The organism is Streptomyces qinglanensis, assembly GCF_900111245.1.
Classification (GTDB): Bacteria; Actinomycetota; Actinomycetes; order Streptomycetales; family Streptomycetaceae; genus Streptomyces; species Streptomyces qinglanensis.
Window position 1 is genome coordinate 153,164 of sequence record NZ_FOGO01000015.1, and the last position, 26,632, is coordinate 179,795.

The 26,632-nt window shown below is 72.4% G+C and carries 20 protein-coding genes; 14 read left to right on the forward strand and 6 right to left on the reverse strand.

The features are described from left to right. The first annotated feature begins 12 nt into the window (after positions 1 to 12). The 11 genes from BMX65_RS26405 to BMX65_RS26455 all read left to right on the forward strand — a co-directional run bounded on the left by BMX65_RS26405 (position 13) and on the right by BMX65_RS26455 (position 11,547). Complete coding sequence (locus BMX65_RS26405) at positions 13 to 1,011, forward strand: Rossmann-like and DUF2520 domain-containing protein (RefSeq protein ID WP_239502167.1); 999 nt, start codon at positions 13 to 15, stop codon at positions 1,009 to 1,011. After that, positions 1,008 to 1,871: a pantoate--beta-alanine ligase gene (panC, locus tag BMX65_RS26410; protein WP_075002857.1), complete on the forward strand. Its 864-nt coding sequence runs from the start codon at positions 1,008 to 1,010 to the stop codon at positions 1,869 to 1,871. Before BMX65_RS26405 ends, panC begins: the two co-directional genes overlap by 4 nt. Then, a complete protein-coding gene (locus tag BMX65_RS26415; protein ID WP_075002858.1) occupies positions 1,868 to 3,679 on the forward strand; it encodes an L-aspartate oxidase in 1,812 nt (603 codons plus the stop codon). Before panC ends, BMX65_RS26415 begins: the two co-directional genes overlap by 4 nt. Then, on the forward strand, positions 3,676 to 4,692 hold the full coding sequence (gene nadC, locus BMX65_RS26420) for a carboxylating nicotinate-nucleotide diphosphorylase (RefSeq protein WP_075002859.1): 1,017 nt from the start codon (positions 3,676 to 3,678) through the stop codon (positions 4,690 to 4,692). Before BMX65_RS26415 ends, nadC begins: the two co-directional genes overlap by 4 nt. Further along, positions 4,692 to 5,489, forward strand: coding sequence for a type III pantothenate kinase (locus BMX65_RS26425; protein WP_019355666.1), 798 nt, complete (start codon positions 4,692 to 4,694; stop codon positions 5,487 to 5,489). Before nadC ends, BMX65_RS26425 begins: the two co-directional genes overlap by 1 nt. A gap of 285 nt (positions 5,490 to 5,774) precedes the next feature. Further along, on the forward strand, positions 5,775 to 6,554 hold the full coding sequence (locus BMX65_RS26430) for a hypothetical protein (RefSeq protein WP_338068954.1): 780 nt from the start codon (positions 5,775 to 5,777) through the stop codon (positions 6,552 to 6,554). A 124-nt stretch (positions 6,555 to 6,678) separates the two neighbouring features. Further along, a complete protein-coding gene (locus BMX65_RS33055; protein ID WP_177214350.1) occupies positions 6,679 to 6,852 on the forward strand; it encodes a hypothetical protein in 174 nt (57 codons plus the stop codon). Positions 6,853 to 6,979: 127 nt separating this feature from the next. Then, positions 6,980 to 7,390: a BlaI/MecI/CopY family transcriptional regulator gene (locus tag BMX65_RS26435; protein ID WP_075002861.1), complete on the forward strand. Its 411-nt coding sequence runs from the start codon at positions 6,980 to 6,982 to the stop codon at positions 7,388 to 7,390. A gap of 9 nt (positions 7,391 to 7,399) precedes the next feature. Further along, on the forward strand, positions 7,400 to 7,924 hold the full coding sequence (locus tag BMX65_RS26440) for an amino-acid N-acetyltransferase (protein WP_027761346.1): 525 nt from the start codon (positions 7,400 to 7,402) through the stop codon (positions 7,922 to 7,924). Positions 7,925 to 8,083: 159 nt separating this feature from the next. Further along, positions 8,084 to 8,422, forward strand: a complete 339-nt coding sequence (locus tag BMX65_RS26445) for a histone-like nucleoid-structuring protein Lsr2 (protein ID WP_075002862.1) — start codon at positions 8,084 to 8,086, stop codon at positions 8,420 to 8,422. A 599-nt stretch (positions 8,423 to 9,021) separates the two neighbouring features. After that, positions 9,022 to 11,547 carry an ATP-dependent Clp protease ATP-binding subunit gene (locus BMX65_RS26455; protein ID WP_069990399.1) on the forward strand — a complete coding sequence of 842 codons (2,526 nt, stop codon included), beginning with the start codon at positions 9,022 to 9,024 and terminating at the stop codon, positions 11,545 to 11,547. A gap of 135 nt (positions 11,548 to 11,682) precedes the next feature. On the opposite strand, the gene BMX65_RS26460 is transcribed toward BMX65_RS26455, so the two are convergent. Both BMX65_RS26460 and BMX65_RS26465 read right to left on the reverse strand, forming a co-directional pair. Further along, on the reverse strand, positions 11,683 to 14,259 hold the full coding sequence (locus BMX65_RS26460) for an NACHT domain-containing protein (RefSeq protein ID WP_075002863.1): 2,577 nt from the start codon (positions 14,257 to 14,259) through the stop codon (positions 11,683 to 11,685). Positions 14,260 to 14,416: 157 nt separating this feature from the next. Next, the gene (locus BMX65_RS26465) at positions 14,417 to 17,617 is read right to left on the reverse strand and encodes an NACHT domain-containing protein (RefSeq protein WP_075002864.1); all 3,201 of its coding nucleotides are present in this window, start codon (positions 17,615 to 17,617) and stop codon (positions 14,417 to 14,419) included. A gap of 414 nt (positions 17,618 to 18,031) precedes the next feature. On the opposite strand from BMX65_RS26465, the gene BMX65_RS26470 reads away from it, so the two are divergent. Next, complete coding sequence (locus BMX65_RS26470; RefSeq protein ID WP_075002893.1) at positions 18,032 to 18,748, forward strand: M23 family metallopeptidase; 717 nt, start codon at positions 18,032 to 18,034, stop codon at positions 18,746 to 18,748. Between the two features lie 114 nt (positions 18,749 to 18,862). On the opposite strand, the gene BMX65_RS26475 is transcribed toward BMX65_RS26470, so the two are convergent. Further along, positions 18,863 to 19,471, reverse strand: a complete 609-nt coding sequence (locus BMX65_RS26475) for a TetR/AcrR family transcriptional regulator (RefSeq protein WP_075002865.1) — start codon at positions 19,469 to 19,471, stop codon at positions 18,863 to 18,865. A 110-nt stretch (positions 19,472 to 19,581) separates the two neighbouring features. Here BMX65_RS26475 and BMX65_RS26480 point away from each other — a divergent pair, with 110 nt between their 5' ends. Next, complete coding sequence (locus tag BMX65_RS26480) at positions 19,582 to 21,324, forward strand: MDR family MFS transporter (RefSeq protein ID WP_075002866.1); 1,743 nt, start codon at positions 19,582 to 19,584, stop codon at positions 21,322 to 21,324. Positions 21,325 to 21,552: 228 nt separating this feature from the next. Here BMX65_RS26480 and BMX65_RS26485 read toward each other — a convergent pair whose 3' ends face one another. Beyond that, positions 21,553 to 22,524, reverse strand: a complete 972-nt coding sequence (locus BMX65_RS26485) for an HhH-GPD family protein (protein ID WP_075002867.1) — start codon at positions 22,522 to 22,524, stop codon at positions 21,553 to 21,555. 301 nt (positions 22,525 to 22,825) lie between these two features. On the opposite strand from BMX65_RS26485, the gene BMX65_RS26490 reads away from it, so the two are divergent. Beyond that, on the forward strand, positions 22,826 to 23,683 hold the full coding sequence (locus BMX65_RS26490) for a hypothetical protein (protein ID WP_075002868.1): 858 nt from the start codon (positions 22,826 to 22,828) through the stop codon (positions 23,681 to 23,683). Between the two features lie 77 nt (positions 23,684 to 23,760). Here BMX65_RS26490 and disA read toward each other — a convergent pair whose 3' ends face one another. Both disA and radA read right to left on the reverse strand, forming a co-directional pair. Further along, positions 23,761 to 24,882, reverse strand: coding sequence for a DNA integrity scanning diadenylate cyclase DisA (gene disA / locus BMX65_RS26495; RefSeq protein ID WP_075002869.1), 1,122 nt, complete (start codon positions 24,880 to 24,882; stop codon positions 23,761 to 23,763). A 204-nt stretch (positions 24,883 to 25,086) separates the two neighbouring features. Beyond that, the gene (gene radA / locus BMX65_RS26500; protein ID WP_075002870.1) at positions 25,087 to 26,475 is read right to left on the reverse strand and encodes a DNA repair protein RadA; all 1,389 of its coding nucleotides are present in this window, start codon (positions 26,473 to 26,475) and stop codon (positions 25,087 to 25,089) included. Positions 26,476 to 26,632 lie beyond the last annotated feature (157 nt).

Consider the following 26,632-nt stretch of genomic DNA (forward strand, 5'->3'; position numbering starts at 1 on the left):
CGCCCGGCGCGGCTGTCCGTGGGCGTCGTCGGCGCCGGACGGGTCGGCCCGGCGCTGGCCGCGGCGCTCCGGCTGGCCGGGCACCGCCCGGTCGCGGCCTCCGGGGTCTCGGACGCGTCCCGCAGCCGGGCGGCCGAGCTGCTGCCCGGCGTGCCGCTGGTGGACCCGGCCGAGGTGCTGGCCCGCTCCGAGCTGGTCCTGCTGACCGTGCCCGACGACGCGCTGCCGGACCTGGTGTCCGGCCTGGCGCGGACCGGCGCCGTCCGCCCCGGCCAACTGGTGGCGCACACCTCGGGCCGGTTCGGCATCTCGGTGCTGGAACCCGCGCTGCGCGCCGGGGCGCTGCCCCTCGCGCTGCACCCTGTGATGACGTTCACCGGCACGGCCGTGGACGTGCAGCGGCTGGCCGGGTGCGCGTTCGGGGTGACCGCGCCGCAGGAGCTGCGGCTGGCGGCCGAGGCCCTCGTCATCGAGATGGGCGGCGAGCCGGAGTGGGTCGCCGAAGAAGCCCGCCCGCTCTACCACGCGGCCCTCGCCATCGGCGCCAACCACCTGGTCACGCTGGTCAACCAGTCGATGGACCTGCTGCGCGCCACCGGCGTGCAAGCCCCCGACAGGATGCTGGGCCCGCTGCTGGGCGCCGCCCTGGACAATGCGCTGCGCTCCGGTGACGCCGCCCTGACCGGCCCGGTGGCCCGCGGGGACGCGGGCACCGTCGCGGCGCACGTCGAGGAGTTGCGGCGCAGCGCGCCGGAGACGGTGGCCGGATATCTGGCGATGGCCCGCGCGACCGCCGACCGAGCCCTGGCGCACGGCCTGCTGCGGCCCGAGCCCGCCGAGGCGCTGCTGGACGTGCTGGCGGCGGCGGGCGCGCCGGGCGGCCCCCCGGGCGACGGCTCGTCCGGCGGTGCCGGACCGGCCGGCGGCACCCCGCAGACACCGGGGAACGACCCCGGCAGCGGTGCGGACGAGGGTCCGGGCCAGGACCGGGACGGGGAGGCGGGCGCATGACGCCGCGAGTCATCGGCACGGCTGCCGAACTGCGCTCCCTGGCACGCGCGGGCGAGCGCGCCGTCGTCATGACCATGGGCGCGCTGCACGAGGGCCATGCCGCGCTGGTGCGCGCCGCCCGGGACCGGGTGGGTCCGCAGGGCCAGGTCGTCGTGACGGTCTTCGTCAACCCGCTGCAGTTCGGCGCCGGTGAGGACCTGGAGCGCTACCCGCGCACCCTGGAGGCCGACCTGGAGGTCGCCGGGAAGGAGGGCGCGGACGTGGTCTTCGCCCCGTCCGCGGCCGAGGTCTACCCGGGCGGCGAGCCGCGGGTGCGGGTCGCCGCGGGGCCGACGGGCGCCGTGCTGGAGGGCGCCTCCCGGCCCGGGCACTTCGACGGGATGCTCACCGTCGTCGCCAAGCTGCTCCACCTCACGGCGCCCGACGCGGCGTTCTTCGGGCAGAAGGACGCCCAGCAGCTCGCCCTGGTCCGCCGGATGGTGCGGGACCTGGACTTCCCGGTGGAGATCGTCGCGGTCCCCACCGTGCGGGAGGACGACGGGCTGGCTCTCTCCAGCCGCAACCGCTATCTGAGCGGCCCCGAGCGCGCCCTCGGCCTGGCCCTCTCCCGCGCCCTGCGTGCCGGGGAACGGGCCGTGCCGCAGGGACCGGCGGCGGTGCTGGGCGCCGCCCGGCAGGTGCTGGACGCCGCGGCGGAGGACGGACTGGACGTGGACTACGCGGCCCTGGCCGACCCCGAGGGGTTCACCGTGATCACCGCTGAGGACTGGCAGGGCGACGCCGTCCTCGCCGTCGCGGCCCGCGCGGGCGCGACACGGTTGATCGACAACGTCCCGCTGCACTTCGGGGCGGAGCGATGAGCGCCGCACCCGGCCCGGCCGGTTCCGTGCTGCCCGCGCCCCCGCCGGGCTGGACCCTGGAGGCGGACGTCGTCGTGGTCGGCTCCGGGGTCGCGGGGCTGACGGCGGCGCTGCGCTGCGCGGCCGGGGGAGCCCGCACCGTCGTCGTCACCAAGGCCCGGCTGGACGCCGGATCCACCCGCTGGGCCCAGGGCGGGATCGCGGCGGCGCTGGACGAGGAGGACAGCCCCGAGCAGCATCTGGACGACACCCTGGTGGCCGGTGCCGGGCTGTGCGACGAGAACGCCGTGCGCACGCTCGTCACCGAGGGACCGGCGGCCGTGCGGCGGCTCATCGCGGCGGGCGCCCGGTTCGACACCTCCCGCGGCACCGGAGGGATAGCACTGACCCGCGAGGGCGGCCACCACCGCAATCGCATCGCCCACGCGGGCGGCGACGCGACGGGCGCCGAGATCTCCCGCGCCCTGGTCGAGGCCGTCCGCGCACAGGGCATCCGCACCGTCGAGAACGCGCTCGTCCTGGACCTGCTCAAGGACGCCGCGGGGCGGGCGGCGGGTGTCACGCTGCATGTGATGGGCGAGGGGCAGCACGACGGCGTCGGCGCCGTCCACGCCCCCGCCGTCGTACTGGCCACCGGCGGCATGGGCCAGGTGTTCGCCGCGACCACCAATCCGGCCGTCTCGACCGGCGACGGGGTCGCCCTCGCGCTGCGGGCCGGTGCCGAGGTCTCCGACCTGGAGTTCGTGCAGTTCCATCCGACGGTGCTCTACCTCGGCCCGGACGCGGAGGGCCAGCAGCCGCTGATCTCCGAGGCGGTCCGCGGGGAGGGTGCCCATCTGGTCGACGCCGCCGGGGTGCGCTTCATGCGGGGCGCCCATCCGCTGGCCGAGCTGGCGCCGCGCGACATCGTCGCCAAGGGCATCACGCGGCGCGCCGCCGAGCAGGGCACCGACCACATGTACCTGGACGCCCGGCACTTCGGCGCGGACATGTGGGAGACCCGGTTCCCCACGATCCTGGCCGCCTGCCGGGCGCACGGCATCGATCCGGTGACGCAGCCCGTGCCGGTGGCCCCCGCCGCCCACTACGCCAGCGGCGGCATCCGCACCGACCGGCACGGCCGCACCACCGTGCCGGGCCTCTACGCGTGCGGCGAGGCGGCCTGCACCGGTGTGCACGGCGCCAACCGGCTGGCCTCCAACAGCCTGCTGGAGGGCCTGGTGTTCGCGGAGCGGATCGCCGAGGCGGTGCTCGACCCGGCCGCGGGTCCGGACGGCGGGTCCGCGGCGCCCGCGCGGCCCGCGGACACCGGTGCCGCGGCGAGGGCGGTGCTCCTTCCGGCTTCCGCGCGCAGCCGCATCCAGCGCGTCATGACCGAGGGCGCCGGAGTGCTCCGCAGCGCCGCCTCCCTGGCGGGCGCTGCGGACCGGCTGGCGGCTCTCTCCGGCGAGGCCGCCGAGAAGCGCCCCGAGCCGGGCGTGGACACCTGGGAGACGACCAATCTCCATCTGGTGGCCCGGGTGCTGGTCGCGGCGGCCCTCCGCCGCGAGGAGACCCGGGGCTGCCACTGGCGCGAGGACCACCCGGACCGGGACGACGAGCGGTGGCGCCGGCACCTCGTCGTCACCCTCACCGCCACCGGCGCCCCCGCAGGCGCCGCCGACGAGGCCGCTGCCGCTGACGAGGCGACCGGCGCCCCCGCGGCCGGAGCGGACGAAGCCGCTCCGGATGCTTCTGCCTGCACTCTCCGTACCACCCGGACGACCGCCTTCCCGCCGGTTGTCGCCCTGCCCAAGGAGCAACAGTGACCGACGACCTCCCCCTCCTCCAGATCGGCCGGGGCCCCTCGGCGCCGTCCGAGAGCGGTGGCTGCGGCGACGGCTGCGGCTGCTCGGCCGAGCCGGACCCGGACGGGCTCGACCCGCTGGAGTGCGGCCTGGACCCCGATCTGGCGCAGTTGCTGAGCGACTCCGGCCTGGACCCCGTGCAGGTCGAGGACATCGCCCACCTGGCGGTCGAGGAGGACCTCGACCGCGGTGTGGACGTCACCAGCGTCGCCACCATCCCGGAGGAGGCCGTCGCCACGGGCGACTTCACGGCCCGGGAGGCGGGCACCGTCGCCGGGCTCCGGGTCGCCGAGGCGGTCCTCTCGGTGGTGTGCACCGACGAGTTCGAGGTGGAGCGGCACGCGCTGGACGGGGACCGGGTGGTGGCCGGGCAGCGGCTGCTGACGGTCCGCACCCGCACCCGCGACCTGCTCACCGCCGAGCGCAGCGCCCTCAACCTGCTGTGCCGGCTCTCCGGGATCGCGACCGCGACCCGCGCCTGGGCGGACGCGCTGGAGGGCACCGGGGCGCGGGTGCGCGACACCCGCAAGACCACGCCGGGGCTGCGTGCCCTGGAGAAGTTCGCGGTGCGCTGCGGCGGCGGGGTCAACCACCGGATGTCGCTGTCCGACGCGGCGCTGATCAAGGACAACCACGTGATCGCCGCGGGCGGTGTGGCCGAGGCGTTCGCGCGGGTGCGCGCGGAGTTCCCCGACATCCCCATCGAGGTGGAGGTCGACAGCCTCGACCAGATCCCGCCGGTGCTCGACCAGGGGGCCGATCTGCTGCTGCTGGACAACTTCACCCCGGGGACGACCGCCGAGGCCGTCACCCTGGTGGCGGGCCGGGCGCGGCTGGAGTCCTCCGGGCGGCTGACGCTCGCCAACGCCGCCGAGTACGCGGCCACCGGCGTCGACTACCTGGCCGTAGGGGCGCTCACCCACTCCGCTCCGGTGCTCGACATCGGCCTGGACCTGCGAGAGGAACAGCGCTGATGCTGCTCACCATCGACGTGGGCAACACCCACACCGTGCTGGGCCTGTTCGACGGCGAGGAGATCGTCGAGCACTGGCGCATCTCGACCGAGGCGCGCCGGACGGCGGACGAGCTGGCCGTGCTGCTGAACGGGCTGATGGGGATGCACCCGCTGCTCGGCGAGGAGCTGGGCGACAACATCGAGGGCATCGCCATCTGTTCGACCGTCCCCTCCGTGCTGCACGAGCTGCGCGAGGTCACCCGGCGCTACTACGGGGACATCCCGGCGGTGCTGGTGGAGCCCGGAGTCAAGACCGGCGTGCCGATCCTGATGGACAACCCGAAGGAGGTCGGGGCCGACCGGATCATCAACGCGCTGGGGGCGGTCGAGCTGTACGGCGGGCCGTGCGTGGTGGTCGACTTCGGCACGGCCACCACGTTCGACGCGGTCTCGGCGCGCGGCGAGTACGTCGGCGGCGTCATCGCACCCGGTATCGAGATCTCGGTGGACGCGCTGGGCATGCGGGGCGCGCAGCTCCGCAAGATCGAGATCGCCCGGCCGCGCAGCGTGATCGGCAAGAACACCGTCGAGGCGATGCAGGCGGGCATCGTCTACGGCTTCGCGGGCCAGGTGGACGGGGTCGTCAACCGGATGGCGGCGGAGCTGGCGGACGATCCGCAGGACGTCACCGTCATCGCGACCGGCGGGCTCGCCCCGATGGTGCTGGGCGAGTCGACGGTGATCGACGAGCACGAGCCCTGGCTGACGCTGATCGGCCTGCGACTGGTGTACGAGCGCAACGTCGAACGGGGCTGAGGCAGCTCCCCGCCGCCCGGCGGGCGGCTCGCGCGGACTCCGCGCGTCGGGCGCACGCCCTGGGACGCCCGCGACGCCTCTTCGCGCCGTGTGCGCCCGTTCACGGTGTCCGCGGGGTACGGGTCGCTCCGGTGTCCGCATACGGCCCGTTCCGGTGTCCGCGGGGTACGGCCCTCGGGAGCGACGGGCGCGCCACGCGGTGGACGGGCCCCGGGCGGGTGGGCGCGCCACGCCGTAAATCAGGCAATACGTACATTTGGCTCGCCCGCCCTCTATCGTCGCCGCATGCCCACGCCATACGGTTCCCGAGGCGGCGTGGCGTTCGGCCCGCACGAGCTGCGTGTGCTCGGCGGCGCTCTCGCCATCGCCCTCCAGTCCGACCCCGCGCCCGAGCGGGTCCAGGAGTACCTGCGGCTCGTCCGGGCCGTGGACGAGGCGATCGGTGAGGGCGCACGGCTGCGCTCCTTCGTACGCGCCGACCTCGCCCGCCACCGTGCGGCACTGCCCGGCGCCGCGGCGGGCTACCTGGAGCAGCTCGCGGACGCCCTCGCCGCCGGGTACCTCCCCGTCCCCGCCGACCTCGCCGCGCTCCGCGCGCTGTGCGCCCAGCCGGTGGGCCCGCGCGAGGCCGCCCGCCGCACGGGCCTGCTGCGGCGTGCCGAGGAGGCCCGTGTCCCCCGGCTGCCCCGTCCGCAGGACGGCCGCCGGGTGTCCCGCGTGCCCGCCGTACGGGCGGCCGGGCAGGCCGGGCAGGCAGGACAGGAGGACGGCGACGGGCCGGAGCCGGCGCCCAGGCGGCCGGGGAAACCCTCGCCCGGCCCGGCCGAGCCCGCTCCCGCCGAGCGCCCCGCCACCCCCTCGCGGCCCGTGCCCACCCCCGCCGAGGTCTTTCCGCCCCGGCGCCGGACCCCGCCCGCGCCGCCGCCCCCGAGCGAGCCGTCCGCGGAGCCGGGCGCCGAGCCGGACGCGGAGCCGGACACCGAGCAGGGGCTCGCCGGGGAGCAGGGGCTCGTCGGGGGCCGCCCGCCGCGGGCCCTCCTGGCGCCGCGCGCCGTCCCTGTGTGACGCGGCACGTGCCGGTGGTCCCGCGACGGCGGAGTGCCTCCGCCCCGCCGTCGCGCGGCCCTGCCGGTCCGGCCGCGGGGGGCGGCGTTACCCTGGGGGCTCTGTTCACCGAGGAGGCCCTGTCATGGACTACGTCGCCGCACTGACCCCGCCGCTCGTGATGGCGGTGGCCTTCACGGCGCTCATCGTGACGATCGTCAAGACCCAGGGTGGCGCGAACAAGGCGAAGGAGGACGGCATCGTGGACGCCGCCGCCGCCGCGCGCGCCGAGGCCGCAGGGCAGCAGCGCCGGAGCTGAGCCCTCCCCGGCGCCTGCCGCGCCGCGGATCCCCCGGACTCCGGACCACCCCCGGACCACCCCGGTGCACCCCGCCCACTGTCCGGGTAATTTCCTCGATTCGGACATTTTCCACTATTGTTCTTCTGTGCCGAGGCCATTGGGAGAGCTGGAAGACGCCGTGATGACCCGGGTGTGGCGCTGGAACCGCCCGGTCACCGTGCGGGAAGTCCTCGAAGATCTCCAGAAGGAACGCACCGTCGCGTACACGACGGTGATGACCGTAATGGACAACCTGCGCCAGAAGGGCTGGCTGCGCCGGGATCAAGAAGGCCGCGCCTATCGTTATGCAGCCGTCTCCACCCGGGCCGCATACTCGGCCGCTCTCATGCATGAGGCGTGGTCGGCCAGTGACAACCCCGCCGCCGCTCTCGTCGACTTCTTCGGGATGATGTCCCCGGAACAGGCCGAAGTGTTGCGGACCGCCTTGCGAGTCGCACATCTGAACGGTGTCCATCTCGATCCCCCCGCTGCGGGCGGCGAGACCGAGGGTCGATAGCGTCCGTTCATGACAGAACGCGCACCGCTATCCGAGATCACCATCCGCAGGGCCCGCACGGCCGATGTCCCGGCGGTGCGCCAACTGCTCGACGCCTACTCGCGCGACCGCATCCTGCTCGACAAAGCCACCGTGACCCTTTACGAGGACATCCAGGAGTTCTGGGTGGCGGAACGGGACGCGGACGCGGAAGTCGTGGGCTGCGGCGCGCTGCACGTCATGTGGGAAGACCTCGCGGAGGTCCGGACTCTGGCCGTGGACCGTTCCCGGCGCGGAACCGGCGTCGGACATCTGCTGCTGGAGAAGCTCCTGCGCACCGCCCGCTGGATCGGGGTGCGGCGCATTTTCTGCCTCACCTTCGAAGTCGAGTTCTTCGCCAAGCACGGCTTCACGGAGATCGGCGAGACCCCGGTGGACGGGGATGTCTACAGCGAGCTGCTGCGTTCCCCCGACGAGGGCGTGGCCGAGTTCCTCGGTCTCGAACGGGTGAAGCCCAACACCCTGGGCAACAGCCGGATGCTGCTGCATCTGTGAGCCGGGGGCGAAGCCCCGCCACTATGTCCGAAAGATCCCGCCAATCCCAGCGGAGCCGCCGGGCAAACTCGGCACAGGGTTTGTGTTTCCCGGAGAAAAGCGGTTTGCTTTCCACGTCGGTATCTGTAATCCGTTATCCAGGACGAATGGGAGTAGCAGGTGGCACAGAAGGTTCAGGTTCTTCTTGTCGACGACCTCGAGGGCGGCGAGGCGGACGAGACGGTGACGTTCGCGCTGGACGGTAAGTCCTACGAGATCGACCTCACGACCGCTAATGCGGACAAGCTCCGATCCGCTCTGGAGCCCTATCTGAAGGGTGGCCGGCGCACCGGCGGCCGTTCCTCGCGCGGAAAGGGGGGCCGCTCGGGATCGGGTTCCAGCAGCAGCCAGGACACCGCGAAGATCCGCGCGTGGGCCAAGGAGCAGGGTTACGAGGTCAATGACCGCGGGCGCGTTCCGGCCAGCATTCGCGAGGCGTACGAGAAGGCCAACGGCTGACGCGTTCCGGCTCACGGGCCGACCCTGACCCCGATGGCCGTCCCGGTTCGGGAGGCCCCCTCGCGGCGGCCTCCCCAGGGGCCGGCCGACCTCCGGTCGGCAGGTCCCGTCGCGCACCGGTCCCGTCACGCGCTGCTGTGCCGCGTCACCCGGTGTGCCCGCTCTCTTACGGTGTCCACGGAAAGGGCACCCGCCTGTTCGCCCTCAGCGGATGCGGGGTGCCGTATCCGGCGGAAGCCGCATGGATTGTCACACCGAGCGGGTAAGAAGGCTCTGACAGCCAGGAAGCCCCAGGTGGCGGCGGCGGATCGGGGGTGCTGAGTGACAGGTGCCACCGCACGGCCAGGGTGCCGGTGCGGAGGTGTTCGCCTTCGGCGTAGTGGATCCAGGTGAATACGCCTGGCCTGCGGGAACATCGTCTCGCACCATCGGGTTGGAACTGGTGTCGGCTGTCCGGGCAGGAGGCGCATGATCGACCGGGTCGACCGGGCCGCAGTCGGCAGTTGGAATGAGCGGTCCCCCGTTGCGGGACTAAGCTGCGGAAGGACAGCGAGGGGAGCGTCCCCTCACTGCCTGACCGCTCTGAGGAGCGATTAACGATGTTCGAGAGGTTCACCGACCGCGCGCGGCGGGTTGTCGTCCTGGCTCAGGAAGAAGCCCGGATGCTCAACCACAACTACATCGGCACCGAGCACATCCTTCTGGGCCTGATCCACGAGGGTGAGGGTGTCGCCGCTAAGGCACTGGAGAGCCTCGGGATCTCGCTTGAGGCTGTCCGCCAGCAGGTGGAGGAGATCATCGGACAGGGCCAGCAGGCGCCGTCCGGCCACATCCCCTTCACTCCTCGTGCCAAGAAGGTGCTGGAGCTGTCGCTCCGCGAAGCCCTTCAGCTCGGCCACAACTACATCGGTACCGAGCACATCCTGCTGGGGCTGATCCGCGAGGGCGAGGGCGTCGCCGCCCAGGTCCTCGTCAAGCTGGGCGCCGACCTGAACAGGGTGCGCCAGCAGGTGATCCAGCTCCTGTCCGGTTACTCCGGTGGCAAGGAAGCCGCCACGGCCGGCGGACCCGCCGAGGGCACGCCGTCCACCTCGCTGGTGCTGGACCAGTTCGGCCGCAATCTCACGCAGGCCGCCCGCGAGTCCAAGCTCGACCCGGTCATCGGGCGCGAGAAGGAGATCGAGCGGGTCATGCAGGTCCTGTCCCGCCGTACGAAGAACAACCCCGTGCTCATCGGTGAGCCCGGCGTCGGCAAGACCGCCGTCGTCGAGGGGCTGGCGCAGGCCATCGTCAAGGGCGAGGTGCCCGAGACCCTCAAGGACAAGCACCTCTACACCCTCGACCTGGGCGCGCTGGTCGCCGGCTCCCGCTACCGGGGCGACTTCGAGGAGCGCCTGAAGAAGGTGCTCAAGGAGATCCGTACGCGCGGCGACATCATCCTGTTCATCGACGAGCTGCACACCCTGGTCGGCGCGGGCGCCGCCGAGGGCGCCATCGACGCGGCGAGCATCCTCAAGCCGATGCTGGCCCGCGGCGAGCTGCAGACCATCGGTGCCACCACGCTGGACGAGTACCGCAAGTACCTGGAGAAGGACGCGGCCCTGGAGCGCCGCTTCCAGCCCATCCAGGTCGCGGAGCCGTCGCTGCCGCACACCATCGAGATCCTCAAGGGCCTGCGCGACCGGTACGAGGCGCACCACCGCGTCTCGATCACCGACGCAGCCCTGGTCGGCGCGGCCACCCTCGCCGACCGCTACATCTCGGACCGTTACCTGCCCGACAAGGCGATCGACCTGATCGACGAGGCGGGCTCCCGGATGCGCATCCGCCGGATGACCGCTCCGCCGGACCTGCGCGAGTTCGACGAGAAGATCGCGAACGTGCGCCGGGACAAGGAGTCCGCGATCGACTCGCAGGACTTCGAGAAGGCCGCCTCCCTCCGCGACACGGAGAAGCAGCTCCTGGCCGAGAAGGCCAAGCGGGAGAAGGAGTGGAAGGCCGGCGACATGGACGTCGTCGCCGAGGTGGACGAGGAGCTGATCGCCGAGGTCCTGGCCACGGCCACCGGCATCCCGGTCTTCAAGCTCACCGAGGAGGAGTCCAGCCGGCTCCTGCGCATGGAGGACGAGCTGCACAAGCGCGTCATCGGCCAGGAGGACGCCATCAAGGCGCTCTCCCAGGCGATCCGGCGTACCCGTGCGGGCCTCAAGGACCCCAAGCGCCCCGGTGGCTCGTTCATCTTCGCCGGTCCCTCCGGTGTGGGTAAGACGGAGCTGTCCAAGACGCTGGCCGAGTTCCTGTTCGGGGACGAGGAGGCGCTGATCTCCCTCGACATGTCGGAGTTCGGCGAGAAGCACACCGTCTCGCGGCTCTTCGGCTCCCCGCCCGGCTACGTCGGCTACGAGGAGGGCGGCCAGCTCACCGAGAAGGTGCGCCGCAAGCCGTTCTCCGTGGTCCTCTTCGACGAGGTCGAGAAGGCCCACCCGGACATCTTCAACTCGCTGCTGCAGATCCTGGAGGACGGTCGGCTGACCGACTCCCAGGGCCGGGTCGTGGACTTCAAGAACACGGTCATCATCATGACGACCAACCTCGGCACCCGGGACATCTCCAAGGGCTTCAACCTCGGCTTCACCGCCCAGGGCGACGTCCGTGCGGGATACGAGCGGATGAAGGCGAAGGTCAACGACGAGCTCAAGCAGCACTTCCGGCCGGAGTTCCTCAACCGTGTCGACGACACCGTCGTCTTCCACCAGCTCACCCAGGACGACATCATCCGCATCGTCGACCTGATGATCTCGCAGGTGGACGAGCGGCTGAAGGACCGCGACATGGGCATCGAGCTGAGCACCGAGGCCAAGGAGCTGCTCGCCGAGAAGGGCTACGATCCGGTGATGGGTGCCCGGCCGCTGCGCCGGACGATCCAGCGCCAGATCGAGGACGTGCTGTCGGAGAAGATCCTCTTCGGCGAGCTGCGCCCCGGTCACATCGTGGTCGTGGACACCGAGGGCGAGGGCGAGGGGAAGACCTTCACCTTCCGCGGCGAGGAGAAGTCCGCACTGCCGGACGCTCCTCCGGTGGAGTCCGCCGCCGGCGGCGGACCCAACCTCAGCAAGGAGGCGTGACGCCCGCAGGGCACGCACGCCGGATCATCCGAGTGGGGACCGACCCGTCACGGGTCGGTCCCCACCGGCGTTCCGGCCCGGCGCTCCGGCCGTCCGCCGACGGGGCGCCCCGGACCGCCCAGGACCCCAGCACCTTCAGGACAGGATGCGGATGCCGTCGGGCACTCCGCTCACCCGGGGCAGCCGCGGATTGACGCGGAGGGTCGTCAGGTGCGGGAAGGCCGCGAGCCACCCCATCGGCACCCCCAGGTCGTAGGCGAGCCACAGATGGGTGAGCTGCTCGTGGGCGAGCCCCTCCAGCAGCTCGTCGGGGGTGAACGGCCCGACGATCTGCACCCGCGCCCGCCCGCCCAGCTTCCGCAGCGCGGCCAGCTCGAAGCGGTCGGAGACCGGGAAGTACAGCCCCTCCGGGTCCAGGTGCGCGATGATCTCCTCGGCGTACCGGTCGGTGTCGAAGTTCCGCCATCCGCGGGCCAGCTCGGCCCGCAGCTCCAACGAGGCCCGGTTCCGCAGTCGGGCGAGGTAGTGGATGGCCGCGTCGTCGTTGATCCGGGTGGTGGTCACGGCGAGCCGGTGCGCCTCCCGGTCCGGGACGGTGCCGGGGTCCGGCAGCATCTCCAGCACGATGGGCCCCACCCACCCCAGGCTGCGGGCGCCCTCCAGAGTGGTGGGCCGCACCATGTTGCGGGTCTCCCGGCGGATGCGGGCGTGGGTCTCCGGGTCGAGCTCCGTCACATGCTCCAGACAGGCCGCCGCCAGCAGCCGCCGCCGGTTGCGCTGCATGCCCTTGCGGCCGGGCGCCAGCAGCCCGCCCAGCAGCCGCGCGCACTCCGCGGGCCGGGAGTGCGCGACGGCCATCCGGATGACCTCCTCCCACTCGGACTCGTGCGCGTGGTCGAGCAGCATGTCGAACGCGCCCTGCTCGACGGACTCCTTGGCGGCGAGGTAGTCCTGCACGGTGCGGTGGACGAACTCGACCGAGTGGTCCGACTGTTCGCGCAGCAGACCGGTACGCAGCAGCAGGTGGTTGAAGATGTCCTCGGGCTGTCCCTGGCCGGAGGTGGAGGGGATGGCGGGAAGCTGGCGGGCGATCTCCTCCAGCGCCTCCTCCATGGTCAGTTCGGCCCGTCGGGCGACCAGCATCCGGTAGGCGAGCTTGCGCAGCAGCCGCTCGCGGGCGCCGCGCCGCAGCTTCACGGCGTCGGCGTACAGGACGCGCCGTTCGGGGTCGCGGCGCTGCAGGAGCATCTCCATCGCGGCCTCGTACAGCTCCTTGCGCCCCTGCGGCAGCGAGCCGGACCGGTCCCGGTTGAGGGCGCAGATCAGCCCGCACATCAGCGGGTTGGTCGCCAGGCCGCGCAGTTCGCGGTAGAGCGGGATGGAGGACAGGAGCTGATCGCGGTAGTCGGCCAGCCGCTGGTGGTCCTTGCCCTCGTCGACGGCGGCCGCCGTGTGCCAGGCGGTGATGAAGGCGGCCACCTGGTCGCGGCTCATGGGCGCCAGCGCCAGCTCGTCGAAGCCCTCGTCGGCCAGCCAGTTCGCCTCCACGGCCGAGGGGCGCGCGGTCACCAGGCAGAAGTTGCCCGAGTAGATCCGCATCAGGCGGCGCAGTTGGTGCCGCAGTGCGGCCCGCTCGGACTCGGGCACCTCGTCGATGCCGTCGACCAGCAGCAGCCCCCGCTCCTCGGTGAGGACCCGGGCCACCCAGCCGTCGGGCGCCTCGTCGGCCAGCGGATGGCGTACGGCCCGCAGGAAGTCCTCCGGGGAGGGGAACCCCTCGCGGGCGAACCGGCGCACCGGCAGCACCAGTGGTATCCGGCCGCGCAGCGAGGCCAGTTCGGGCGGCAGCTCGTCGCGTGCCGCGGAGACGGCCAGCCACTGCACGAGCGTCGTCTTGCCGGATCCGGCCACACCGCGCAGCAGCACCCGTTCGTGGCCGCCCAGCGCGCGGTCGGCGGGGAGCACCGGCTCGCCGCTGCCCCCGTCCTCCTCGCGCCGCTCCGGATTGTCGAACTCGGCGCTGAGGCTCAGATAGGTGGCGTCCAGCGACCAGTTGTCCGGGGTGTTGGGGTTGGGCAGATCGATGCCGTAGATGGTCACCCGGTTGTACTGCTCGGCAATGGAACGGGCGTAGCGGGCCTCGAACTCGGCGTCCACGGCGGAGGGCTCCGGTCGGCCCCGTACGGCCTCCACATCGTTCAAGTCGATCAACTGGCGGATCCGGTGGGCGCGTTCCGGCATGCGGTCGGCGAGGACGGGCGAGCGGCGGATGAGATGGTGCAGCAGGTGCAGGCAGACGGTGACCAGGAGCCGGTCGTGGAACCAGGCCGCGTCCGTGGACAGCTCGCGGTCCGCGCCCGGGAGCGCGGAGCGCAGCTTGCGGGCGAAGTCCTGCGGCCCCAGCCGTACCGCCTGCTCATCGGTGGTGTCGAGCTCCCCGGTGATCCACAGGGTGCGGGCGAGTATCGCGGCGACGGGTCCCTCGTCCGGATGCGGCAGCCGGTGGGCGGGTGCGGCGAGGCCCACCAGATCCCGGGCGAGCGAGAGCAGCGACTCGTAGGACAGCGGCGGGTTCTCGCCGCGGAAGGAGACGAGCCGTGCCAGCAGCTCCCCCTCGGACTGGGCCTGGTCGGGCGTGGACTCGACGGGGAGCAGGAGTTGGCTGACATGCGGATCGGCGACGGTCGAGGCGAGTCGGACGGCTGGGTCCATGGATGAGGGCTCCCTGACGGGGGCGGTGCGGGGCGGGTGTGTGGCGTGGGGTGATGGGCGAGGTGGCGGTTCCCGGATCGGCTGCTGGTGGTCGTCTGTTGACTGGTTGATGACCAGCGTAGGCCGTCCGTGTGGTGCCGGTCACCCTGCGTTCGCGTCAGGGGTGGGCTCGCCCCTGCCGGGGGCCGGGGATGGTGGTGACCTTGATGTGCGAGGGGAGGCGGTGGGCGATCGCCGGGCTCTCGGGGCGGACCAGCGTCACCTCTTCGAGTCGGGAGAGCGCTGCCAGCGGCGCGAGGTCGAGGGACGCACGCGCCTGTGTCAGCTGGAGCCTGCGCAGGCTGGGAAAGCACTCGGGCAGCACGCCCAGTTCGAACGGGACATTGCTGAGCACCTGCATCTGTGTCACCTGCGGCAGTGGAGTCCGGCTCCAACTGATGTTGTCCAGGTGGTGCGGCTCGCAGGTGAGCTCTTCGAACCCGGGCAGCTCGGCGAGTTCGGACCAGTCCTCGGGCGGCAGTGGATGCGCGGTCATGAAGACGTTCAGCGCCTTGAGACTGCGGAGGCGGGATATCCCGGTGAACGTCTCCGCGTCCTCCGGGAGGAGCAGCGTGGTCAGTTCGGAGAGATGAGCGATGTGGGAGACGCCCGGCCAAGGGGTGCTCTCCCGCAGACACAGCCAGCGGAGGCCGGTGAGTGCCCCGATCCCCTCCAGCCGCGCAAGCGTCTGCACGTCCCACAGGTACAGGACTTCCAGGGGCAGCGCGGCCAGCGGAGCGAGGTCCGCCACCGGGCATTCACGGAGGTGGAGCGCACGTAGGTGCGGGAAGGACTGGACGAAATCCAGCCGGCTCAGTGCGGGGTTGCGCGCGATGCCGAGCTCGACCAGTTCCGTGCCCGAGCCATGGGCCTGGACGAGGTCGTCGACGGAGAACTCGCCAATGACGTGTGAGGTCGTCCGCTCGCCCAGCCTGCGCAGCCACGCCAGATGCTGTGGCGTGCTCACTGTGACCTGCACCTCGGGCCGGTCGGGAAGGAGGGCGATGATCTGCCGCGCGTAGGTGTCCGCGTCGAAACGCTCCCAGTGGCAGGCCAGTTGCTGCAGCACGGCAGAGGACGGGTGGTCACGGAACCGGGTCAGGAGTGCGAGTGCGGCGTCGGTGCCGAGCTGGGCTGCGGTGTGGGCCACGGCCTGGGCTTCGTGAGCCTTCAGGCTCTCCGGTCCCGGCAGCAACTCGAGCACCACCGGGCCGACCTCGGCGAGCTTCTTCGCCTCGTCGATGCTCTGCGGCGGAATCAGCTCCCTGGCGCGCTCTTCCACCTCGCCCCGTACGGCCGGGTCCAGCTTCGTGGCGTGTTCCAGGCACGCCGTCGCCAGCAGATGCAACCGGGTCCGCCACTCCGGTTCCGTGTCCCCCCGCTCCACCAGGCCACGCAACAGCCGGGCCCGCTCGTCGGGTCGGGCGTGGGCGACGGCCATCCGCACCACGTCCTCCCACTGGTCCAGGTGCGCGTTCTGCACGAGTACGCCGAAGTCGCGCTCCTCCACGGCGGCCTTGGCTCCCAGATAGTCCTGGAAGGTGCGGTGGACGAAATCCACGGCCTCGGGCCCCGGCTCGCGCAGCAGGCCGGAGCGCACCAGCAGAAAGCGGAAGATCGCCGTCGCCGAGCCCTGGTCGGCGACGTACGGCATGGCCGGCAGCATCCGCTCCACCAGGCCGACCGCGTCGCTCTGCGCCATCTCGGAGCGGCCGTTGCGAATCAGCCAGTAGGCGAGCTTCTGCAGAAGCTCCACCTGGGATGCCTCGTCCAGTTCGACGCCGGCCGGATGTGCGGCGTAGACGGCGCGCTCCCGGTCGCGCCGCTCCAGCAGCATTGCCAGCGCGGCGTCGTAGAGGGCCTTGCGGCCCCGGGGAAGGAAGCCGTGCCGTTCCCGGTGGAGGGCGCAGATCAGACCGCACATCAGGGGGTTGGTGGCCAGCAGGGACAGGTCGGAGCGGGTGCGTACGGCCGTACGCAACGAGGACGCCAGTTCCTCGTCCGCCTCCGCCGCCGCGTGCCAGCGGCCGATGAACAGGTCGACATCGGCGGGGCGCATGGGGGAGAGGGAGAGCTCGCTGAAATCCTCCCGGCCCAGCCAGTCCTCCCGTACGGCGGCGGGGCGCGAGGTCACCAGGACGAGGTTGTCCGGGTACGCGACCGTCAGATCGCGCAGCCAGGCGTGGGCGAGGGCGCGCTCCTGCTCCGGTACCTCGTCGATGCCGTCGATCAGCAGCACCCCGCGCCCGGCCGCCAGCACGCGGTCGGTCCAGGCATGCGGCTGTGCTCCGGCCAGCGGGCAGCCGACGGCGGACAGGAAGTCGGCGGGTGTCGGCAGCGCCGCCGTACCACGTGTCAGAGTGCGCAGCGGCAGGACGAAGGGCACTCGACCGATCAGATGGGCGTGTCGTCCGGTCAGCTCGGACTGGCGTGCGGTGGTGACGGCGAGCCACTGGACGAGGGTGGTCTTCCCGGAGCCCGCCACACCGCGCAGCAGCACCCGCCGGTGTCCGGCAAGCGCCTGGTCGGCGGGGTGCGCCTCGACAGTGGCGGAGGCGGCTGCCATGCCCTCCAGGTCGTCGAATGCGCCGGTACCCGGCCCGTCGGCCGTCGCCTCCAGGCTCAGATACGCGGTGTCCAGCGGCCACTCGCTCGCCTGCTGGACGTCGATGCCGTAGATGGTGAGGGTGCGGTGCCGTTTGGCGATGTAGCGGGCGTACTGCTGCTCGAACCCGGCGTCCTGCGCGGACTGGGAGGGGATGCGCTCGATCAGGACGTCGACGAGGGTGACCAGGTCCCCGAGCTTGCGGCTCTGCTCGACCAGGATGCGGGCCACGAAGGTGGAGCGCTGGGTGAGGAAGTGCAGGATGTGCAGGCAGGCCGTCTCCAGCACCCGCTGGTAGAGCGCCTCCTCCGCGGGGGTGGCGTCCCGGTGCGGGTCGTGCATGGCGGCCTGCGCGTGCAGGGCACGGGCGAAGTCGGTGTGGCCGAGACTGACCGCCTCCACGTCGCTCAGGCCGATGTCCCCGAGCGCGTGCAGCGTGTCGGCGAGCCGCTCCGCGGCCCGCTCCGCCTCGTCGGGGGAGGGGGCCTCATGCGGTCCGATGCCCCGTACCGCCCGGTCGACCAGCTCCCCGGCGAGCTTCTCCAGGTGCTGCCTGCCCAGCTCCCGGCGCTCACCCGTGAAGGAGACCAGGCGTGAGACCCGCACCGGCCGGTCCACCAGCCCGGCACCCGCGCTCTCCGCGGTGAACAGCCGCCTGACCAGCGGTGCCAGCACGCTGGAGGCGATGCGCAGCCCGACGACCCCCGCGTCCATCCCCGACCCCCCGTTCGGCGCTCGACTCCCCGCAGTACGGAGCCGCGTACGGCGAGCAAGCGTAGAGGGACCCGTGCGCCGCGTCGATGACGGCCCCCTCGCACCGCGGGGGCCTCCGGAGTGAGCGGGGCCATATGAGCCCGGCCACGTCCGGCGCGGCTCCGCCGTGAAGTGCGGCACAGGACCGAAGGGGGCTACGAGGCCCGATAGGAGGCAGCGGGCCGTCGCGGGTGCCCTGGCGGGCGCGGGTGACCCGGTGCGGCGGCGCGGGGTGACCTGGGTCTCTCGTCCTGCTACGGGAGTCTTTAGTAGAAGGGGTCCTTGATGCCCCTTTTCGGGCGGGTTACCAAGGGGGCGCGTCCGCTTCGAGGCGCACTCCACGAACCCCCTTCCGGAGGTAGCACCCCTATGGCGATGTCGAGGACCACCAACCGCGCCCGGACCTACACGACGGCGCTGGCCGTCGGAATGGGCGCGTCGATGGCCCTGGGGGCCGGCACGGCGCTGGCGGCCGCGAAGGCCGAGGCGAACACGGCCCAGCACGACATCTTCGCGACCGGCACGGCGAGCAGCCTCGCGAAGTCCACGCAGCAGCAGGCCGACGCGCACCGCAAGGCGGTCGAGGCCGCCGAGAAGGCCGAGAAGCGCGCCGCCGAGGCGAAGAAGCGCGCGGCCCAGAAGGCCGCCCGGGACGCCAAGCGGCTGCAGGCGTCCTGGATCAAGCCGGTCGGCGGCAAGTACGAACTGAGCGCCTCCTACGGCAAGGCGGGCGGCCGCTGGGCGCACAACCACTCCGGCCAGGACTTCGCCGTGGGTGTCGGCACCCCGGTCAAGGCCGTGCACAAGGGCACCGTCGTCAAGGCGGGGCCGAACGGGGCCGGCGACGGCCCGGCGTACGGCAACGCCATCGTGATCCGGCACGACAACGGTGCGTACTCGCAGTACGCGCACCTGTCGCAGATCAACGTCAAGCCCGGTCAGCAGATCAAGACCGGACAGAACATAGCCAAGTCCGGCAACACCGGAAACTCCTCGGGTCCGCACCTGCACTTCGAGGTCCGCAAGGGTCCGGACTACGGCACGGCGGTCGACCCGGTGGCGGCCATGCGGGCGGTCGGCGTCACCTTCTGACCCCCGCACCCCGGGGCGCGGGCCCCGGCGCCGGCCCCCGGCCGCGCCGCGCGGCCCGCGCCACCACAGGACACTCCGGCTCAGGGGACGTGCCGGAGTCGGCAGCAGCGCCCGTCATCCGTGACGGGCGCTGCTCGTTTCCGCAGCGGGCCGGGGTGCCGGGCCGTGGTGGTGGGCCGAGGTGACCAGCTCCCGGGCGACCTCCAGGGCGGCTTGGCGCTTCTCCTCGATGCCCGCGCCGGAGCTCTCCAGCGTGAAGAGCGACGAGTGCATGGTGAACAGGGCCGAGCTGCAGCGCACCTGGTCGGTCAGGGCGGCGTCCTCGTCCTTGATCAGCTTCAGCAGGGTGAACATGCGCGCCTTCATCTGCTCGCCCACGGACAGGTCTCGCAGCGCGGCCTGGTTCTCGTGGATGAACCGGACGAGCGGGGTGGCCTTGCTGATGCACTCGCTGTAGCGGTTGAGGATCTCCAGCTTCGTCTCCAGGGTGGTCGGCTGCCGTGCCTCGGCCCAGGCGATCACCTCGTCGGCCGGGCCCAGCACCAGATCCTCGAAGAGGCTGGTGACCAGGTCTTCCTTGGTCTTGAAGTGGTAGTAGAGCGCGGCCTTGGTGACACCGAGCTGCTCGGCGATCTCCCTGAGCGAGGTCTTCTCGTAACCGCGCTCAGCGAACAGCTCCAGGGCGATGTCCTGGATGCGCTGACGGGTGTTTCCCCTGCTCATGTCGGTCCCTTCAGAACTTACTTGACGCCCGGCTAGTGGCGCCCTACTTTGTCCATCGTACTGAACTAGCCGTGCGGCAAGTAAGTGGCGAGCAGAGGGAGTGGCCGCGCATGAGTGCGAGCAGCGCGACAAACGGGGCGGAATCGGAAACGGAGGGCCTCCGCGTCAAGGAAGGGCCGAGTCCGGGCCAAGGGATTCCCGAGGCGGCCGGGGACGCCTCCGGGGCGGCTCCGGGTCCCGCGGCGGAGGACGCCCCCGGGACCGAAACCGCCCCGGTCGCGGCAGCGGCCTCCGACGCGGAGGGCGCCGGCGGCGCCGGATCCGCCTCCGGCGCGGGGGCCGGAGGACGCAAGCCGCGCAGCGTGCGGCTGGTTCTGCTCTCCCTGATGATCGCCGTCCTGCTCGCCATGCTGGACAACATGATCGTGGGTACGGCCATGCCCACCATCGTCGGCGAGCTCGGCGGCCTCGAACACCTCTCCTGGGTCGTCACCGCCTACACCCTGACCACCGCCGCCTCGACGCCGATCTGGGGCAAGCTCGGCGACATGTTCGGGCGCAAGGGCGTCTTCCTCACCTCGATCGTGCTCTTCCTCATCGGCTCGATGACCTCGGGCGCGGCCCAGACGATGGGCCAGCTCATCGGCTTCCGCGCCGTGCAGGGCCTGGGCGCGGGCGGGCTCATGGTCGGCGCCATGGCGATCATGGGCGATCTGATCCCGCCCCGCGAGCGCGGCAAGTACATGGGCCTGATGGCCGGGGTGATGTCCCTCGCCATGATCGGCGGCCCGCTCGTCGGCGGGACGCTCACCGACCACCTCGGATGGCGCTGGGCCTTCTACATCAACCTGCCGCTGGGCGCCGTCGCGCTCGCCATGGTCGGCACCGTCCTGCACCTGCCGAAGAAGCCCGCCAAGGGCCGGATCGACTACCTCGGCGCCGGGCTGCTGACCGCCGGCATCACCTCGGCCGTGCTCGTCACGAGCTGGGGCGGCACCGAGTACGACTGGGACTCGGCCACCATCGTCGGCCTCGCGCTGCTCGCCGTGGCCGCGCTGGCCGCCTTCCCCTTCGTCGAGCGCCGGGTCGCCGAGCCGATCCTCCCGCTGCGGGTCTTCCACAGCCGGAACTTCTCGCTGGTGGCCCTCATCGGCTTCGTGCTCGGCTTCGTGATGTTCGGCTCGATGACCTTCCTGCCGCTCTTCCAGCAGAGCGTCCAGGGCGCTTCGGCCACCAACTCCGGGCTGCTGCTGCTCCCCGTACTGCTGCCGATGATGGTCGTCTCGGTGGTCACCGGCCGGGCCACCACCCGGACGGGCAAGTACCGCATGTACCCGATCATGGGTGGTGCGCTGATCCCGGTCGGCCTCTTCCTGCTGGCGCAGATGGACGTCGGCACCAGCAGGCTGACCTCCGGCCTCTACATGGCGGTGCTCGGCGCGGGCATGGGCTTCCTGATGCAGCTCACCATGCTCATCGCGCAGAACAGCGTGGAGCTCAAGGACATGGGTGTCGCCTCCTCGACGACGACGCTCTTCCGCACCATCGGAGGCTCCTTCGGCGTGGCCCTGATGGGCACCGTCTTCGCCCAGCGGGTCGAGGACTCCATGCGGGAGAGCGCCGCGGCCTCCGGAGGGGCCGGCGGCGGGAAGCAGCTCGCCGACACCGGTCCCCAGCTCGACGCCGCCTCGCTGGAGAAGCTCCCGGCCCAGGTGCGGGAGGCGTACGAGCACGCGGTGGCCGGGGGCACCCACGGCGTCTTCCTGCTGGCCACCGGAGTCGCGCTGCTCACCTTCGTGGCCGCGTGGTTCATCAAGGAGGTCCCGCTCAAGGACGCGGAGGCCCAGAAGTAGGAGCCGGTGCGGGGCGCCCTCCTCCGCCCGCGCCCCGCGCCCCGCACTCTGCCTCGCCCGCCCCCGCGCCGGAGCCCGATCCGCGGGGGCGGCACCGTGACGGCGCCGCGTCCGCGGGCCGGACGGAGCTCGGGGTCCGCCTCGGTCCGGCCCGGCCCGTCCTCGCCGGGTCAGGCCGGGGGCGGGGCAGGCGAGGGCAGGCCGGGGCAGGCGAGGGCAGAGGCCGGGTCAGGTCAGCGGCAGGCGGTAGCGCTTGCCGTCCAGCGGCTCGACCAGCCCGTCGGCCACCAGTCCGTCCAGGGCCCGTGCGCGCTGGACCGGCTCGTGCCAGATGCGGTCGAGATCCGACTGCGGCACCGGTTCCTTGGCGGCCCGCAGCACCGCCAGCAGCCGTCCGCGCACCTGCCGGTCCGTCCCGGCGTACGCCTGGGTGCGCCGGGCGGGCCCCTGGTGTGCGGGGGCACCCGCACGCTGCCAGGCGCACTGCGCGGCGATCGGGCAGCGCCCGCACTCCGGGCTGCGCGCCGTGCACACCAGCGCGCCCAGCTCCATGGTGGCCGCCGCCCACCGGGAGGCGGTCTCGTCGTCCTCGGGCAACAGTGCGCGGGCGAGCTTCCGTTCGGCTGCGGTTGTCGCGTTGGGCGGGTACTGGCGGCCGCTGACGGCGCGCGCGAAGACGCGGCGCACATTGGTGTCCAGCACCGCGTGCCGCTTGCCGTACGCGAACGACACCACGGCGGCCGCCGTGTACTCACCCACGCCCGGCAGCGCCAGCAACTGGGCATGTTCGACGGGGACCTCCCCGCCGTGCCGTTCCGCTATGGCCTTGGCGGCCCCGTGCAGCCGCAGCGCACGGCGCGGGTAGCCGAGCCGGCCCCAGGCACGGACGGCTTCGCCGGGCGCCTCGGCGGCCAGGTCGGCGGGGCGCGGCCAGCGCTTCATCCACTCCTCGTACACCGGCAGTACGCGGTTGACGGGGGTCTGCTGGAGCATGAACTCGCTGACCATGACGCCCCACGCGCCCGCTTCCGGGCGGCGCCAGGGGAGGTCGCGGGCGTGTGTGGCGAACCAGTCGACGACGGGGGCATGGAGGGCGCGCGCCGTCTCGCGCAGGGCGGGGTCGACGGCTTCGGATTCCGCGGCGCGCGCTGACGGGGCGCCGGCCGAAGCGGCTTGGGAAGTCTCGGTGGTCGCAGTCATGGCACGACCGATCCTGGCACGGCGTCCCTCATCCGAAAAACGCACACGCGGTACGAAAGCCTGTCCGCTGCTCCCGTCCGCGTGTCCGGTGGGTTTCGGGCACTGTGCAGCAAACACCGGAGACGCCGCATAAGCCGGTTACAGCGTTTAATCCCAACAATGAGAAAAGAACCGGCAAAGCAGTGTGAAGCGTCGCAGATCGTCTTCCGGGTACCCCTCCGCTGCCGCTCATCACAACAATTGGCACTCCTAGCGGTGGGTGTGGTCCTGTGGTGTGGCTGATGTCTCGTAAGGTTTCCGCGTGGGATCTCTGCGCAATCCGATCGGGCCGCTTCCCTCCTCCATCTACTGGCGCCGGAGGGCAGTTGCCTTTGCTGTCCTCGCGCTGCTGGTCCTGATCGTCGTCTGGGCGGTGACCTCGTTCGGCGGCGATCCGTCCCGGGACGAGGGCAAGGGTGACGGCAAGGGCAACGGCCCCGCCGGCACCATCACTCCGGGCCCCACCGACTCCGGCCCGGCGATCAGCGAGCGCCCGGGCGGCCGGGACGAGGAGGACGGCGGCTCCGACGGGGCGGGCGGTTCGGGAGGTTCCGACGAGGAGGACCGGTCCTCGGCGGGCGGCACCGGCTGGGGTGCGGGAGACGGTTCGGGCGCGTCGGACAACGACGGTTCCGGCACGGAGGGTTCCGGCTCCGGCGGTTCGGGCTCCGGGGGCACCGGCGGCGGGGGAGCGGCGGGTGTGCCGGCTCCGCCGGACCTGGCGGCCTGCCGGCCCGGTGCGGTGACCGTGGCGCTGCGCAGCGTCAAGAAGAAGTACGGACCGGACGAGAAGCCGCGGTTCGAGCTGAAGGTCACCAACAAGCGGGACAGCGACTGCCGGATCGACCTCGGCCGCACCGCGACGATCGTGACGATCAACAACCCGGAGGACGCCAAGTTCTGGGCCTCCGACGACTGCCCCCCGACCAAGAAGCCGCTGCCGCGGCTGGTGCCGGGCAACGGCAGCTCGACGCACACCCTCACCTGGTTCCGCAAGGCCAGCGCCGCCAACTGCGGCACCCCCACCTTCGAGGAGCCCAAGCCTGGCACCTACGAGGTCGAGGTGAAGGTCAAGGGGTTCACGAAGGCGGTCCGCACGTCCTTCACCCTGGTGAAGTAGCCGGCACCCGGAACGCGCCGTACCGCCGGAGTGCGCCGTACCGCGCGGGGTCCGTCAGACGTACCGCGCGGGGCCGGTCAGACGTACCGTTCCAGGATCGAGGACTCGGCCAGCCGCGAGAGGCCCTCGCGGACCGAGCGGGCGCGGGCCTCCCCCACGCCGTCCACCGCCTGGAGGTCGTCCACGCTCGCCGCGAGCAGCTTCTGCAGCCCGCCGAAGTGGTCCACCAGCCGGTCGATGACGGTGCCCGGCAGCCGCGGCACCTTGGCCAGCAGCCGGAAGCCGCGGGGCGAGACGGCCGAGTCGAGGGTCTCCGGGGCGCCGCTGTAACCCAGCGCCCGGGCCACGGTGGCCAGTTCGAGCAGCTCGGTGTGGGTGAGCCGGTCCAGGTCGCTGAGCGCGTCGGGTACCGAGCGCACCCGGCGGCCCGCGCCCCCCGTCTGCGGCGCGTAGTCCCGCACCACCAGCTCGCGCTCCGGCTCCACCCCCGCGATCAGCTCGTCCAACTGGAGCGAGAGCAGCCGTCCGTCGGTGCCCAGCTCCACGACGTACTGCTCGATCTCCGTCGCGATCCGGCGCACCATCTCCAGCCGCTGCGCCACGGCCGTGACGTCCCGCACCGTGACCAGGTCCTCGATCTCCAGCGCGGAGAGCGTCCCGGCGACCTCGTCCAGCCGCAGCTTGTAGCGCTCCAGGGTGGCCAGGGCCTGGTTGGCGCGGGAGAGGATCGCCGCCGAGTCCTCGAGCACGCGCCGCTGCCCGTCGACGTAGAGGGCGATCAGCCGCATGGACTGGCTGACCGAGACGACCGGGTAGCCCGTCTGGATCGAGACCCGCTGTGCGGTGCGGTGCCGGGTGCCGGTCTCCTCCGTCTCGATGGACGCGTCGGGGACCAGTTGCACACCGGCGCGGACGATCTTGGAGATGTCCTTGTCCAGGATGAGCGCACCGTCCAGCTTGCACAGTTCGCGCAGCCGGGTCGCGCTGAAGTCCACGTCGAGCACGAAGCCGCCGGTGCACAGGTGCTCGACGCTCCGGTCCATGCCGAGGACGATGAGCCCGCCGGTGTTGCCGCGCAGGACGCGCTCCAGTCCGTCGCGCAGCGCCGTTCCGGGCGCGACCGCGCTCAGTGAGGCGCGCATCAGGCCGGACGCCCCCTCGGCCCTGCCGGGGACCGCTGCCCGGTCGTTGGCTGCCACTGCACTCCTTCGGTCGTGCGGGTGCCTGTCGGCATTCTCTCGACCGCAGGACCCACCGCACCCGGGTGCGGGCCGTACCCGCCCCCCTCGTGGCGCCGCGCACAGCCCCCGTGGTGCTCGTGGTCGGTCGAGACCGGGGCAAAGTCTACCGGCGCGCCGAGCGGACCCCTCGCCGCGTGCGCTCCCCGCCGGGTTCCCGGGGCCTCAGCCGGTGCGGGCCGGGCGGGCCGGGAGCACCCGCAGGGCCTCGCCGATGTCGGCCACCTCCAGCACCCGCATACCGTCCGGGACGCGGCCCGGGTCGCCCGGCACCAGCGCGTGGGTGAAGCCCAGCCGGGCGGCCTCCGACAGCCGCCGCTGGATACCGGTCACCCGTCGGACCTCCCCGGCGAGGCCGACTTCGCCGATCGCCACCAGGTTCTTCGGCAGCGGGGTGTCGCTGGCCGCGCTGGCCAGCGCGAGCGCCACGGCGAGATCGGCCGCGGGCTCGGAGAGCCGCACCCCGCCGACCGTCGCGCTGTAGATGTCCCGTTTGCCCAGGGCGCTGATCCGGCCGCGCTGCTCCAGCACCGCGAGCATCATCGAGACCCGTGAGTTCTCCAGCCCGGAGGTGGTCCTGCGGGGGGAGGGGATCTGGCTGTCGACGGTGAGCGCCTGCACCTCCGCGACCAGCGGGCGGCGGCCCTCCAGCGTCACCGTCAGACAGGTGCCGGGGACGGGTTCGGCGCGCCGGGTCAGGAACAGCCCGGAGGGGTCGGCCAGGCCCGTGATCCCCTCGTCGTGCAGTTCGAAGCAGCCGACCTCGTCCGTCGTGCCGTACCGGTTCTTGACGCCGCGCACCAGGCGCAGCCGCGCGTGCCGGTCGCCCTCGAAGTGCAGTACCACATCCACCAGGTGCTCCAGCAGCCGCGGACCGGCGATGGCGCCGTCCTTGGTGACGTGGCCGACCAGCAGCGTGGACATGCCGCGCTCCTTGGAGGCCCGGATCAGCGCCCCCGCCACCTCCCGCACCTGGGCGACGCCGCCGGGCGCTCCGTCGATCTCCGGTGAGGCCACGGTCTGCACCGAGTCCAGCACCAGCAGCGAGGGCTTGACCTCGTCCAGGTGGCCCAGCACCGCGGACAGGTCGGTCTCGGCGGTCAGATACAGGTCGTCGTCGAGCGCGCTGATCCGGTCGGCCCGCAGGCGCACCTGGCCCGCGGACTCCTCACCGGTCACATAGAGCGTGCGGTGGTCGCCGGAGGCGGCCTTGGCGGCGACGTCCAGCAGCAGCGTCGACTTGCCGACGCCCGGCTCGCCGGCCAGCAGCACCACGGCACCGGGGACCAGCCCGCCGCCCAGCACCCGGTCCAGTTCGGGCACGCCGGTGGGGCGCGCGGTGGCCTGCTTGCCGTCCACCTCGCCGATGGGCAGCGCCGACGCCGAGACCCGGCCCGGCGCGGTGGTGCGTACGGCCGGGGCGCCGCCCACTTCCTCGACGGTGCCCCACGCGTGGCACTCGGGGCAGCGGCCGAGCCACTTGGCGGTCTGCCAGCCGCATTCGGTGCAGCGGTAGGTGGGGCGGTCCTTGGCGGACGTCTTACGGGCAGCCATGGACTCACCGTATAGGGGGGCACCGACAGCCGGTCCGCCGTCGCGGCTCCGGCCCGCCTGCTCCTGGGCGGCGCACTCCGGACGCGCCCTTGGACGCACTCCCGACGCACCCCTGGACGCACCCCGAACGCGTCCGGTACATGCGCGGGACTGTCTT

Coding starts and splice junctions, on each gene's coding strand:
- panC (WP_075002857.1), top strand. CDS start 1,008: ATGACGCCGCGAGTCATCGGCACGGCTGCCGAACTGCGCTCCCTGGCA.
- BMX65_RS26415 (WP_075002858.1), top strand. CDS start 1,868: ATGAGCGCCGCACCCGGCCCGGCCGGTTCCGTGCTGCCCGCGCCCCCG.
- BMX65_RS26425 (WP_019355666.1), top strand. CDS start 4,692: ATGCTGCTCACCATCGACGTGGGCAACACCCACACCGTGCTGGGCCTG.
- BMX65_RS26430 (WP_338068954.1), top strand. CDS start 5,775: ATGCCCACGCCATACGGTTCCCGAGGCGGCGTGGCGTTCGGCCCGCAC.
- BMX65_RS33055 (WP_177214350.1), top strand. CDS start 6,679: ATGGACTACGTCGCCGCACTGACCCCGCCGCTCGTGATGGCGGTGGCC.
- BMX65_RS26440 (WP_027761346.1), top strand. CDS start 7,400: ATGACAGAACGCGCACCGCTATCCGAGATCACCATCCGCAGGGCCCGC.
- BMX65_RS26455 (WP_069990399.1), top strand. CDS start 9,022: ATGTTCGAGAGGTTCACCGACCGCGCGCGGCGGGTTGTCGTCCTGGCT.
- BMX65_RS26460 (WP_075002863.1), bottom strand. CDS start 14,259: ATGGACCCAGCCGTCCGACTCGCCTCGACCGTCGCCGATCCGCATGTC.
- BMX65_RS26465 (WP_075002864.1), bottom strand. CDS start 17,617: ATGGACGCGGGGGTCGTCGGGCTGCGCATCGCCTCCAGCGTGCTGGCA.
- BMX65_RS26470 (WP_075002893.1), top strand. CDS start 18,032: ATGTCGAGGACCACCAACCGCGCCCGGACCTACACGACGGCGCTGGCC.
- BMX65_RS26475 (WP_075002865.1), bottom strand. CDS start 19,471: ATGAGCAGGGGAAACACCCGTCAGCGCATCCAGGACATCGCCCTGGAG.
- BMX65_RS26480 (WP_075002866.1), top strand. CDS start 19,582: ATGAGTGCGAGCAGCGCGACAAACGGGGCGGAATCGGAAACGGAGGGC.
- BMX65_RS26485 (WP_075002867.1), bottom strand. CDS start 22,524: ATGACTGCGACCACCGAGACTTCCCAAGCCGCTTCGGCCGGCGCCCCG.
- radA (WP_075002870.1), bottom strand. CDS start 26,475: ATGGCTGCCCGTAAGACGTCCGCCAAGGACCGCCCCACCTACCGCTGC.